At 45.3% G+C, this 11,783-nt stretch carries 10 protein-coding genes and 4 tRNA genes; 5 read left to right on the top strand and 9 right to left on the bottom strand.

Translation table 11 applies throughout. The features are described from left to right. Window positions 1–15 precede the first annotated feature (15 nt). Genes trxB through M3085_RS06280 form a run of 3 tightly spaced genes read right to left on the bottom strand, consistent with a single transcriptional unit; the run spans window position 16 to window position 4,078 of the window. Entirely contained in the window at window positions 16–963 is a 948-nt protein-coding gene (gene trxB / locus M3085_RS06270; RefSeq protein WP_191709518.1) for a thioredoxin-disulfide reductase, read from the bottom strand. Between the two features lie 18 nt (window positions 964–981). Further along, window positions 982–1,596 (bottom strand): LolA-like putative outer membrane lipoprotein chaperone, encoded by a 615-nt coding sequence (locus M3085_RS06275; protein ID WP_178256588.1) that lies wholly within the window; start codon window positions 1,594–1,596, stop codon window positions 982–984. Further along, on the bottom strand, window positions 1,589–4,078 hold the full coding sequence (locus M3085_RS06280; RefSeq protein WP_410554322.1) for a DNA translocase FtsK 4TM domain-containing protein: 2,490 nt from the start codon (window positions 4,076–4,078) through the stop codon (window positions 1,589–1,591). The genes M3085_RS06275 and M3085_RS06280 overlap by 8 nt, the downstream gene beginning before the upstream one ends. Window positions 4,079–4,182: 104 nt before the next feature. On the opposite strand from M3085_RS06280, the gene M3085_RS06285 reads away from it, so the two are divergent. From M3085_RS06285 to M3085_RS06295, 3 genes are read left to right on the top strand one after another with little or no spacing between them, the layout of a single operon-like run. Next, a complete protein-coding gene (locus tag M3085_RS06285) occupies window positions 4,183–4,785 on the top strand; it encodes a DUF5063 domain-containing protein (protein ID WP_249052544.1) in 603 nt (200 codons plus the stop codon). Window positions 4,786–4,798: 13 nt separating this feature from the next. Next, a complete protein-coding gene (locus M3085_RS06290; protein ID WP_249052545.1) occupies window positions 4,799–5,422 on the top strand; it encodes a 3'-5' exonuclease in 624 nt (207 codons plus the stop codon). A gap of 2 nt (window positions 5,423–5,424) precedes the next feature. After that, window positions 5,425–6,612 carry a class I SAM-dependent rRNA methyltransferase gene (locus M3085_RS06295; protein WP_249052546.1) on the top strand — a complete coding sequence of 396 codons (1,188 nt, stop codon included), beginning with the start codon at window positions 5,425–5,427 and terminating at the stop codon, window positions 6,610–6,612. A gap of 168 nt (window positions 6,613–6,780) precedes the next feature. On the opposite strand, the gene M3085_RS06300 is transcribed toward M3085_RS06295, so the two are convergent. The 6 genes from M3085_RS06300 to feoB form a co-directional block, all read right to left on the bottom strand. After that, a tRNA-Lys gene (locus M3085_RS06300) sits at window positions 6,781–6,856 on the bottom strand. Window positions 6,857–6,886: 30 nt separating this feature from the next. Continuing rightward, window positions 6,887–6,959, bottom strand: a tRNA-Lys gene (locus M3085_RS06305). Between the two features lie 13 nt (window positions 6,960–6,972). Beyond that, window positions 6,973–7,044, bottom strand: a tRNA-Cys gene (locus M3085_RS06310). 28 nt (window positions 7,045–7,072) lie between these two features. Continuing rightward, window positions 7,073–7,144 (bottom strand) — tRNA-Cys (locus tag M3085_RS06315). Window positions 7,145–7,227: 83 nt separating this feature from the next. Further along, window positions 7,228–7,383 carry a FeoB-associated Cys-rich membrane protein gene (locus M3085_RS06320; protein WP_191709516.1) on the bottom strand — a complete coding sequence of 52 codons (156 nt, stop codon included), beginning with the start codon at window positions 7,381–7,383 and terminating at the stop codon, window positions 7,228–7,230. Between the two features lie 20 nt (window positions 7,384–7,403). Next, window positions 7,404–9,869 carry a ferrous iron transport protein B gene (feoB, locus tag M3085_RS06325; RefSeq protein ID WP_249052547.1) on the bottom strand — a complete coding sequence of 822 codons (2,466 nt, stop codon included), beginning with the start codon at window positions 9,867–9,869 and terminating at the stop codon, window positions 7,404–7,406. A 337-nt stretch (window positions 9,870–10,206) separates the two neighbouring features. Between feoB and tilS the strand changes: the two genes are divergently transcribed. Together tilS and M3085_RS06335 are read left to right on the top strand one after the other, a co-directional pair. Continuing rightward, window positions 10,207–11,505 carry a tRNA lysidine(34) synthetase TilS gene (tilS, locus tag M3085_RS06330; protein WP_249052548.1) on the top strand — a complete coding sequence of 433 codons (1,299 nt, stop codon included), beginning with the start codon at window positions 10,207–10,209 and terminating at the stop codon, window positions 11,503–11,505. Window positions 11,506–11,600: 95 nt separating this feature from the next. Further along, window positions 11,601–11,777 carry a histone H1 gene (locus tag M3085_RS06335; RefSeq protein ID WP_178256576.1) on the top strand — a complete coding sequence of 59 codons (177 nt, stop codon included), beginning with the start codon at window positions 11,601–11,603 and terminating at the stop codon, window positions 11,775–11,777. Window positions 11,778–11,783 lie beyond the last annotated feature (6 nt).

Raw genomic sequence — 11,783 nt, forward strand, 5'->3', positions numbered from 1 at the left:
TTAGTAATAATTGAATTAAAGTAATCCATTTGTTGAAAGATAGCGTTCGGCTTCGATAGCTGCCTTACATCCGCTTCCGGCGGCTGTTATCGCTTGGCGGTAATGAGGGTCTGCCACATCGCCCGCTGCAAATACTCCCGGTACCCCGGTGCGTGGTGTTCCGGGCTCTGTGAGGATATAGCCCACTTCATCGGTCTTTACCCACGGCTTGAAAATATCGGAGTTCGGTTGATGACCGATTGCCAAGAAGAATCCATCGATGGCAACATCGTAACGTTCTTCATCGGCTTCACCCATCCGCTTCACCACGTGCATACCCTCAACGCCATTGTCGCCATACAATCCTACGGCGTTATGCTCGAATAACACGGTGATATTGGGATGGTTCATCACACGTTCTTGCATGATTTTCGATGCGCGTAAGAAAGGCTTTCGAACCACCAAGTAAACTTTACTTGCCAAACCTGCCAGATAGATGGCTTCTTCGCAAGCCGTGTCTCCGCCGCCTATAACGGCAACTGTTTTTTTGCGGTAGAAGAAGCCGTCGCACGTAGCACAGGCGCTGACTCCCATACCGGCATACTTCTTTTCATCTTCCAGTCCGAGATACTTGGCGGTAGCTCCGGTAGAAATGATAACCGTATCGGCAGTGATTTCTTTTTCTTCGTCTACGATGAATGTATAGGGGGCTTTGCTTAAATCTGCCTTAGTAACGATGCCGTTGCGGATTTCGGCTCCGAATCTTTCTGCTTGTTTACGGAAATCGTCCATCAGCACAGGACCTGTCACTCCATCGGGATAACCCGGAAAATTCTCTACTTCAGTAGTTGTTGTTAACTGTCCACCCGGCTGAATACCTTCGTAAAGCACAGGGGAAATATTTGCTCGACCGGCATAAATGGCTGCCGTATATCCGGCAGGGCCTGAACCAATGATCAGGCATTTTACATGTTCTGTCGTCATAATTATATGAATATTAATTTATCGCATATCAATAATTTCAGCATTGGGATATTTGCTCTTATCAAAACGGAAAGCATTATCGTTCAAATTTAATTGTGTACGATAATTGTGTACAATGAATTCTTGCATCTGTCCTTCCGTTGGTAAGATTCCGATATAAATCGGTTCGTAATCCGAACCAATCAAGAGTGTTATGCTCTGTATATCTTGTTTCGTTTGAGGAGTCAAGACAATTTCATGACCTTGTTTGCCTTCCCGTGTTTTGACGCCTGAGTAACGGTAGTTAAATCCTTGCTTATAAAGAGATAACCACGCATAAGGATTGATGGCTCTTAATTCTTCGGGAGTAGGAGTGCTGATATTTACTTCCTCATTTTGTTTCAGATAGCTCCATTGCGTCTGCCCGTCGAACCAAGTCGTTACGTCTTGGGTAGTTAATTGGAATTTTTCTCCTTTTAAAAGTAGTTTTCCACTTTGTGAGCCTCCGAAAATAACGCTTATCCCTTTAGACTGGTTGTATTTTTCAACCGTTTTATCTAAGATGTTTTTTGCTTTTGTATCTTGCTGTGCTGATAAAGATAATGTCAGCATTAGTAAGAAAAATAAAGTATAAATTCGATTCATTTTATTCATTTTTTAAGCTGTTCATGCGCATTTCCAAATCATTTTCATCCATACAAAGAACATCGCGCGCTTTGCTACCGTTGGCAGCACCCACGATTCCGGCATGTTCCAGTTGGTCCATGATTCGTCCTGCCCGGTTATAACCGATAGAAAACTTCCGTTGGATGAGCGATGTAGAACCCTGCTGGTGATAAATAACCAGTCGGGCAGCATCTTCGAACAACGGGTCGAGGCGGTTCATATCAACCTCTGCCGCTCCTCCGGAATCCGCACTGTCGTCTACGTATTCGGGCAACATGAATGCCGTAGGATAACCCTGTTGTTCGCTGATATAATTGGCAATTCTTTCTACTTCCGGCGTATCGACAAAAGCGCACTGTACACGCACCGGGTCATTTCCCTGCAAATAAAGCATATCTCCCTTACCAATCAGCTGCTGTGCCCCCGGGCGGTCAAGAATTGTACGAGAGTCCATCATGGAAGCCACGCGGAAAGCCACACGCGCCGGGAAGTTCGCTTTGATGGTTCCGGTGATGATATTCGTAGTCGGACGCTGAGTTGCGATAATGGCGTGAATACCCACCGCACGAGCTAATTGGGCTATGCGACAAATAGGCAATTCAACTTCCTTGCCTGCTGTCATTATCAAATCGCCGAATTCATCAATGATGATAACGATATAAGGCATGAACCGATGTCCTTTTTCGGGATTCAACTGACGGTTGATGAACTTGTTGTTGTATTCCTTAATGTTACGGCAGCCTGCTTTTTTCAGCAAATCATATCGGGTATCCATCTCTACACAGAGCGAGTTCAGCGTTTGTACCACTTTTGTAACATCCGTAATAATGGCATCCTCTCCATCGGGCAGTTTGGCAAGGAAATGTTTCTCTATCGGCGCATAAATGGCAAACTCTACCTTTTTGGGGTCGATGATAACAAACTTCAGTTCGCTGGGATGCTTCTTGTAGAGTAGGGAGGTAACGATGGCGTTCAGTCCTACTGATTTACCTTGACCTGTAGCACCGGCAACCAGCATGTGAGGGGCTTTCGCAAGGTCAACCATGAACACTTCATTTGTGATGGTTTTACCCAAAGCAATGGGAAGCTCAAATGTTGTTTCCTGAAACTTCTTGCTCGCCAATACGCTGCTCATCGGGACAATGCGCGGATTGGCATTTGGCACCTCGATACCGATGGTTCCTTTACCCGGAATCGGAGCAATGATGCGGATACCCAATGCAGAAAGACTTAATGCAATATCGTCTTCCAGATTACGTATTTTCGAGATGCGTACTCCCTCTGCCGGAGTTATTTCATATAATGTAATGGTCGGGCCTACGCTCGCCTTGATGGAGCTTATTTCGATGTCGAAACTGCGCAATACCCGGATGATACGGTCTTTATTGGCATTCTGTTCCTCCATGTTGATGGTAGGCTCATTATCATTATAAGTATTGAGCAGGTCGAGGGTAGGGAACTTATAGTGCTCTAAATCGAGTCGGGGATTATAAGGCTGCGTAACATCTCTGTGCGTAACATCTTCCACCTCGTCAGTTGGTGTGTGGTCAATTTCGAAGAGCGGTTCGTCTTGCTCGTCAGATTCTTCTTTTACATTTTCCTGTTGGCTGTATTCTTGAGCTGCTACCTGTACGTCAGATTCCGTTTCTTTGGTTTCCTGCATGGTCATGGGGATTTCAGGAAAAGTTTCTGTTGCCTCTTCAGTAGGAGAAACGTTGGTCTGAGGTTCAACTTTTATATCGTTTGGAGTTTGTACGGACGTTTCAGCCATTGTTTTTTTGTCAGCCCGATTCTTGTTGTCGCTTTCTGCCTTTACTTCTTCGGAGTGAGCCTGACTCTGTTTGCGTAAAGTAGGGTGGAAAATCTTGCGCATGAACGGCATTGTTTCACGTGTGATTAGTGTGGCGAAAAGCACAGCTGTTACGAACAAAGCGAGAATCAGTCCCGGTGTACCTATTTGTGAACATATCCACTGGCTTACGTTATACCCATGAAGTCCGCCCGGATAAATGAAAGAGTTTTCAAATGTTCCGTCGAATGCAAATCCCAGCGTAATGGAGGTCCAAATCATAACCACCGTACAGCCTACAAACCACCGCTGCAACCGGAATTGGTATGCTTTCATCAATCTCATACCGGCCACGATTAGAAACACAATGATAAAATAAGCCGGAATACCAAAGCAGTCATTAATCAGATACTGGGCAAGCTGTGCCCCTCTTGCTCCGGCGTAGTTCTGTATTTTGTTACCGGTTTCCAGTAATTCGTTTCCTTCAGGATGCGTTAAGATACTTTGGTCGTTTCCGCCCGTGAAAAAGAATGAGCTAAATGCTAATAACAAATAAACACCGAAAATAACACATAACAGTCCTATCACAAAGTGCGCCGTTTCGCTTTTAATGGCAGTAATTACCTTTTTAGGGCTGATAGATTTTTCAGTTGCGCTTTTAATATCATTCATTGTTTTCATTTGTCTTGTTGAAATGCTTTATCTTTAAGATTTATGCAAATGTACGAATAAAAGTAGAACTGAAAAATTTTTTTCGTACCTTTGCGCCCTAACCAATATTATTTATGGAAAATAATACTCAACCGATATTTGACAAAAATACTGTCGAGTTTGTAACCGTGGCTGCCGAGATGTGTGGTTTCTTGGAGCGTGCTTCCCGATTGAAACGACGAGAGTTTGTTGATACTTCTCTTAAACTTTTACCTCTGCTTTACTTGAAAGCCTCTTTGCTGCCTGAGTGTGAGCAAATAGATGAGTTCCCGCCCGAAACATTTGTTACCGAGGCTGATTACGAGCAACTTCGCGTGTCGGTCTCTGCGTTGATGGGGGATAGAGATGATTACTTGGAAGTATTTCTTGACGATATGATGTACAGCGATACGCCAATCAAACAAAGTATATCTGAGGGGTTGGCGGATATCTATCAGGCACTGAAGGATTTTATTTGTGTATATCAGTTAGGGCTGGATAGAACGATGAACGATGCGCTGGCAGTCGTGCGCGATGCTTTTGCTGAATTTTGGGGGCAGCGTCTGGTAAATGTCATGCGGGCGTTACATGAAGTAAAATATAGTACGCCTGCAGAAGATGAAGAGGATATTGAATATGAAGACACTTGTACGGAAGATGAACTGTATGAGGGACTTGATATGGGAGAAGATGAATAAAAGCTGATTTTGGATGATTGAAATACGAAATAAAATAGATAAAAAAGCTGTGGCTGCTTTGCCGAAAGCAGCTTTCGGCGGACGTATCTTCGTGATATACACCGAAGAAGATGCTCAGCGGGCTGTAACTTATTTGAATACACATTCCGTTGTAGGGATAGATACCGAAACACGTCCGTCTTTTCGGAAAGGAGCTGTCAACAAGGTTGCTCTTTTGCAGATAGCTACCTATGATACCTGTTTCCTTTTTCGCTTGAACCGGATAGGTTTGCCGGACTTTCTGGAAGATTTTCTGCAAAATGATGTCCTGAAGGTCGGTTTGTCTTTAAAAGATGACTTTGCCATGCTTCGTAAGCGTAATCAGAAAGATCCGCGTGAAGGAAACTGGGTAGAGTTGCAGGATTATGTTCCTCGTTTTGGCATAGAAGAAAAGAGCTTGCAGAAAATTTACGCTTTGTTGTTTCATGAGAAAGTCTCTAAAAGTCAACGCTTGTCTAATTGGGAGGCTGATACACTGACCGAAGCGCAACAACTCTATGCAGCTACTGATGCTTGGGCTTGCGTTCGTATCTATGAATATCTGGAAGAACTGCGCCAGCATGGTAATTATAAAATCGTAACTAACGAACAACTTTGATTATGGCTTATAAGAAAGTATATTTAAAACCCGGTAAAGAGGAATCTTTGAAACGTTTCCATCCGTGGGTGTTTTCGGGAGCGATTGCCCGTGTAGAGGGCGAACCCGAAGAAGGAGAGGTGGTAGATGTATATACGTCTAAAAAAGAATTTATAGCGTGCGGACATTTTCAGATAGGTAGCATTGCGGTGCGTGTACTCAGTTTCCGTCAGGAGGTAATAGATCGTGCTTATTGGGTACGCCGGTTAAGTGTGGCAAAAGACTTGCGCCGCGCGCTCGGGCTGATTGATAATCCGCAGAACAACACTTATCGCTTGGTTCATGGGGAAGGCGACAACCTGCCGGGCTTGATTATCGATGTTTATAATCATACAGCCGTGATGCAGGCTCATTCTGCCGGTATGCACATCTATCGCATGGAAATAGCCGATGCACTGACTGAAGTAATGGGTGATGTGATTCAGAATATTTATTATAAGTCGGAAACTACTTTGCCTTTTAAAGCCGATTTGCTTGCCACTGAGAACGGGTTTATCAAAGGAGGCAGTCCGGATAACGTGGCGATGGAAAACGGCTTGAAGTTTCATGTCGACTGGCTGAAGGGGCAGAAAACAGGTTTCTTCGTCGACCAGCGTGAAAACCGTGCGTTGTTAGAGCGTTATGCCAACGGGCGAAGCGTATTGAATATGTTCTGCTATACAGGTGGTTTTTCTTTCTATGCGATGCGTGGTGGGGCAAAGTTGGTACATTCGGTAGACAGTTCGGCTAAGGCTATCGACCTGACCAATAAAAATGTGGAGCTCAACTTTCCCGGAGATAAGCGTCATGAATCATACGCTGAAGATGCGTTTAAATTTCTTGATAATATGGGCGACCGTTACGATTTGATAATACTCGATCCGCCCGCCTTTGCCAAACACCGGGACGCATTACGTAACGCATTGCGCGGTTACACGAAACTCAATGCAAAGGCATTCGAGAAGATTCGTCCGGGTGGTATCCTGTTCACTTTCTCTTGCTCGCAGGTGGTCAGCAAGCAAGACTTCCGTAATGCGGTGTTTACGGCAGCCGCCCAGAGCGGTCGTAATGTCCGTATCCTTCATCAGCTCACCCAGCCGGGCGACCATCCGATAAACATCTACCACCCCGAAGGTGAATACTTGAAAGGATTGGTTTTATATGTAGAGTAAATCCGTGTTTTCTCTTTTCATTTGTTTTTGAAAATTCTATTCCATAACATCCCTGTCTTTATGGAATAGAATTTTTTGTGCATAAGCATGGATGATGAATTGGCGGCATAACAAAAAAAGAAGGCATCTTTTTCAGATACCTTCTTTTCTTTCTTGACCTCACGGCTTTGGTACACCCTCAGGGATTCGAACCCTGGACCCACTGATTAAGAGTCAGTTGCTCTACCAACTGAGCTAAGAGTGCATCCACTATAAATTTGTCAAATTTCCTTCGTACACCCTCAGGGATTCGAACCCTGGACCCACTGATTAAGAGTCAGTTGCTCTACCAACTGAGCTAAGAGTGCATTCTGCCGTTTGAGGTTCCTGGCGGATTCGAACCGCCGTACACGGTTTTGCAGACCGCTGACTAAGCCACTCATCCAAGGAACCATTACGGTTTTGTGTTTATGTTCGTTCGAGGTTCCTGGCGGATTCGAACCGCCGTACACGGTTTTGCAGACCGCTGACTAAGCCACTCATCCAAGGAACCGAACTTTCGGCGCTCTCGTTTTTCAAACGCGATGCAAAGGTACAACTATTTTTGAAATCTGCAATACCTTTGACGTAAAAAACTCATTTTTTCTTTCGAGCCATAGCGCATCCGGAGCATCCGCATCCGCAGTTACATACGCCTTTCTTTTTGCGTGTGAATGTTTTAACTATGTTTCTTGCTGCATATAGTACGCAGCAAGAAACAATGATCAGTACGATGATATCTTGTATTCCCATGATGACTTTTTATCTATTTATTAAAACAAACTTCCTATTTGGTAGACAAGGAAAGCTACTATCCATGCCAAAGTGGTGGTATAACCGGCGGCAAATAAAGCCCATTTCCAGCTGCCCGATTCTTGTTTGATGGCAGCAAGGGTGGCTATGCAGGGGAAGTAAATCAAAACAAACAGCATGTAACCGAAGGCTACGAGTGGCGTAATTGGAATGCGGTCTGCCAAGTTCACGCTGTCTACATCGCCGTCGTTTGTATACAGAACGCCCAGCGTACTTACCACAAGCTCTTTGGCGCCTACCCCCGACAGGATGCCTATTCCCATCTTCCAGTCGAATCCAAGAGGTTCGATAGCCGGTTCGATGGCTTTACCTATTTGTCCGATGTAAGAATTCTCTTGCTGTTCGGCCACGGTTTGGTATTCGGTATGGTTCGGGTAATATCCCAAGAACCAGATGATGATAGAAGCTATCATGATGATGCCTCCCATCTTTTTCAGATATTGTTGTCCTTTTTCCCACGTATGGCGCAACACCGATTTGCAGGTAGGCATACGGTAGGGGGGAAGTTCCATTACAAAAGGCGTATCGTCTCCCTTTACAATAAATTTGGCAAAGATACGCGCCATGAGCACTGCCAGCAGGATGCCCACGGCATAGATGGTAAGCAGTACCAGACTGGCGTTGTTGGGGAAGAACGCTCCAATCATGACTAAATAAATGGGCAGGCGGGCGCTGCAAGAGATGAGCGGATTTACCAGCATCGTTACCAAGCGCGATTTACGGCTTTCTATGATGCGCGATGCCATGATGGCAGGCACGTTGCATCCGAACCCCATAATCAGCGGGATAAATGATTTGCCGTGCAGCCCCATTTTGTGCATGATTTTGTCCATGATAAAAGCGGCACGCGCCATGTATCCGGAATCTTCCATAAACGATATAAAGAGATAGAGCAGCAAGATATTGGGCAGAAATACGATAACGCCGCCTACTCCGCCGATGATTCCGTCGATTATCAGGTCTTTCAGTGAGCCGTCGGGCATGAAAGTTTCGACCAGTACCCCGATTTTTTCAACAATCCATTCGATTCCCTGCATGGGGTATTCACCCAGTACAAATGTCGCTTCGAACATGATGTAAAGGAAGATGAAGAATATAGGATAGCCCCAGATGCGGTGTGTCACGATGTTATCGACGATGTGAGTAAACATTTCTTTATTCTGGTGGACATCGGTATAAGTTTCTTTCAACGCACCTGTTATAAAGCCGTATTTGGCATTGGTGATGGCTTGTTCGCTGTCCTCATTAAGTACATTATATAATCGTCGGGCTTCCTTGTCGCGTGTTTGGATGATGGTTTGGGCATTGGGCAGTTGCGAAATAACCCGTTGCTCGATGTCTTTATCGTTTTCCAACAGCTTGATTGCCAAAAAGCGGGTAGAGTATTTGTACCGGATGTTTTCGTTCCGGCAGATTTCGTTTTTCACAGCGTCGATGCTTCGCTCAAGTTCCGGCCCGTGGTTGATATGGATATGCCGGATATAACCTTTCGTCTCAAAATCATCCCCTTCGAATTTATGGTCGGGAACGTACGAGTCGTGCCATTCGCGAAACTCCCGCAATACCTCATTCTGTATTTCCTGTTTCTGCTCCATGAAGTCTGCCCCTTCGTACAGTCCGATGATTACGTGGAACAGATTGTCGATGCCTTCTCCGGTGCGGCTGATGGTAGGAACCATCGGTACGCCCAGTAACCGGCTGAGGTGTTTGATGTCTAAGGTGTTTCCGCTGCGTTGCAGCGCGTCGTACATGTTCAGCGCCACTACCATGCGCACATTCATGTCGATGAGTTGCGTTGTCAGGTAAAGGTTTCTTTCCAAGTTGCCGGCGTCTACCACGTTGATGATAACGTCGGGTGTTTCTTCGATGATGTGTTTGCGTACGTAAAGCTCTTCAGGACTGTAAGCCGAGAGTGAGTACGTGCCCGGCAGGTCTATAAGTCGGAAACTGTATCCCTGAAATTCGAAATGTCCTGCTTTTGCGTCGACTGTTACCCCACTGTAATTGCCCACATGCTCGTGCGAACCGGAAGCCACGTTAAACAGCGATGTTTTTCCGCAATTCGGGTTTCCTACCAGCGCAACGTTGATGGTACGCCGTTTGCCTTGCGCTATTTTTTTCATTTCCTCCTCCGTTACGGGGATGGATTCGGATATGGGGCGGTGATAATCGATAGCTTCATTGTTTGTGTTTCGTGCTTCTTCTTCGCCTACAACCTCAATCATGGATGCCTCTTGTCGGCGTAAGGATATCTCGTACCCCATGACCTTGTATTTTATGGGGTCTTTCAGCGGAGCGTTTTGCAATACTTCTACTGCCTGCCCTTTTATGAACCCCATTTCGATGATGCGCCGACGGAAGCCTCCATGTCCTAAGACTTTGATGATAATTCCTCTTTCTCCCGTCTGTAATTCTGACAATCTCATAGTTCTGTTTTTATTTTGCTTGCAAATATAGACGATTGCTTGTTGTTATGCAAATAATTTAGATTGTTTTTAAATAATATGTTGGGATGTTTCTGTATGTGCCGGGTACTATAAAATGCCCCGTTTGCTCACTCAAGCATAGGCAGGAATCAGGTGCCGTCATGCCCCCGAAAACGCTACCGTTAGTGTTGGTCATTTCTAACGGTAGTGTTGCCCGGTTCTTCCCATAGTGTTCATCGGTTCTATGGGTAGCGTTTTAAGCACTTTTTCAGCCATCAGTTGCCGCCTATCCGAAAATAGTGTAACTTTGTTCGGATAATCAGATAAAAGTCCGGATATGTTTGGTAAAAAAGTGATACGTTATATTGAAGAGAAACAACTGTTCGGTAAAAACGAACGGATATTGGTGGCTTTGAGCGGAGGTGCCGACTCGGTGGCGCTGCTCAGAGTTTTGATTCATGCCGGATACGTGTGCGAGGCAGCCCATTGCAATTTCCATCTGCGCGGCGAAGAGTCGGTGCGCGATGAAAATTTCGTGCGTAAACTGACGGAGCAGTTAAGTGTACCGCTCCATGTAACCCATTTTGATACGGCTGGTTATGCTTTTTCGAAAGGCATTTCCATCGAGATGGCAGCACGCGAATTGCGTTACGGGTGGTTCGAGCAAGTGCGCCGGGATATCGGAGCAAGTGTGGTGGCTGTGGCTCATCATCGAGACGATAGCGTGGAAACTTTTTTACTGAATCTTACACGCGGAACAGGGATTGACGGCTTGCGCGGTATTCGTCCTAAAAACGGAGTGATAGTCCGCCCGCTATTAAGTGTGAGCAGGGAAGAAATATTGACATATTTGTCTTCTCTGAATCAGCCGTACGTAACCGACAGTACGAATCTGGAAGATGAGTTTACCCGGAATAAATTGCGGCTGAACCTATTGCCCATGCTTGAAAGTATTAATCCTTCGGTGAAAGAAGCCATAGCCGAAACAGCACGTAGGCTGTCGGACGTGGCGGATGTTTATCATGCGGCAATGGCAGAGGCTTGTGTTCGGGTGAAAGTGGGCGAACGTCGTGTCAGCATATCGGCTCTGTTGCGGGAGACATCTCCCCAAGCTGTGTTGTACGAATTGTTTTATTCGTTGGGATTTAACGCCTCGCAACTGAAAGATATTTATGGGGCATGTTTGAAAGGGCAGTCGGGCAAGTTGTTTTATGCCGGTGACAAAGTGTTGTTGTGCGACCGTAGCGAACTGATATGGAAACAATGCGGCGAGTGGGACGAACAATCTCCCGTATTACATCAAGAAGTGATTGCTGCCGAGTCGGCACCGGCCTTTCTGCGCAACCCGCTTTATGCCTGTTTGGATGCCGACAAGGTAACCCTGCCGCTGACGCTCCGTAAATGGCAGTCGGGAGACCGGTTTGTTCCTTATGGGATGAAAGGTTTTAAAAAAGTGCGCGATTACATGCTCGATAAGAAGTTTTCCGTATTCCGCAAAGAAGAACAATACGTGGTTTGCAGTGGCGGAGAAATCGTATGGTTAGTAAACGAACGGACGGATAATCGCTATCGTGTAACTACGGAAACACGGCGTATTTTGCTTTTGCATGTAGATTTTGCAACAAAAGACAGGTAGTTGTATTAAAAGATGTAAAAAAAGAAGCTGCCGATGCTTTACATTGAGCGAATTGTATTTACTTTGGATATGTTTAATTAAATATTTAAGAAACTATGAACGAATTAATTGCAAAAATCAAAGAAATGACTGAGGCATTGGTTGCAGACGCAGAGTTACAGGCTGGAAAAGGAAATAAAGCAGCGGGAACCCGTGCGCGTAAAGCATCTTTGGAATTGGAAAAAGTGTTGAAAGAATTTAGAAAAGTATCTTTGGAAGAATCAAAAAAATAAAGTCAT

It is taken from the genome of Bacteroides caecicola (genome assembly GCF_023337095.1).
Taxonomy (GTDB): Bacteria; Bacteroidota; Bacteroidia; order Bacteroidales; family Bacteroidaceae; genus Phocaeicola; species Phocaeicola gallinarum.

Coding starts and splice junctions, on each gene's coding strand:
- M3085_RS06335 (WP_178256576.1), top strand. CDS start 11,601: ATGAACGAATTAATTGCAAAAATCAAAGAAATGACTGAGGCATTGGTT.
- tilS (WP_249052548.1), top strand. CDS start 10,207: ATGTTTGGTAAAAAAGTGATACGTTATATTGAAGAGAAACAACTGTTC.
- M3085_RS06275 (WP_178256588.1), bottom strand. CDS start 1,596: ATGAATAAAATGAATCGAATTTATACTTTATTTTTCTTACTAATGCTG.
- M3085_RS06285 (WP_249052544.1), top strand. CDS start 4,183: ATGGAAAATAATACTCAACCGATATTTGACAAAAATACTGTCGAGTTT.
- trxB (WP_191709518.1), bottom strand. CDS start 963: ATGACGACAGAACATGTAAAATGCCTGATCATTGGTTCAGGCCCTGCC.
- M3085_RS06280 (WP_410554322.1), bottom strand. CDS start 4,078: ATGAAAACAATGAATGATATTAAAAGCGCAACTGAAAAATCTATCAGC.
- M3085_RS06320 (WP_191709516.1), bottom strand. CDS start 7,383: ATGGGAATACAAGATATCATCGTACTGATCATTGTTTCTTGCTGCGTA.
- M3085_RS06290 (WP_249052545.1), top strand. CDS start 4,799: ATGATTGAAATACGAAATAAAATAGATAAAAAAGCTGTGGCTGCTTTG.
- M3085_RS06295 (WP_249052546.1), top strand. CDS start 5,425: ATGGCTTATAAGAAAGTATATTTAAAACCCGGTAAAGAGGAATCTTTG.
- feoB (WP_249052547.1), bottom strand. CDS start 9,869: ATGAGATTGTCAGAATTACAGACGGGAGAAAGAGGAATTATCATCAAA.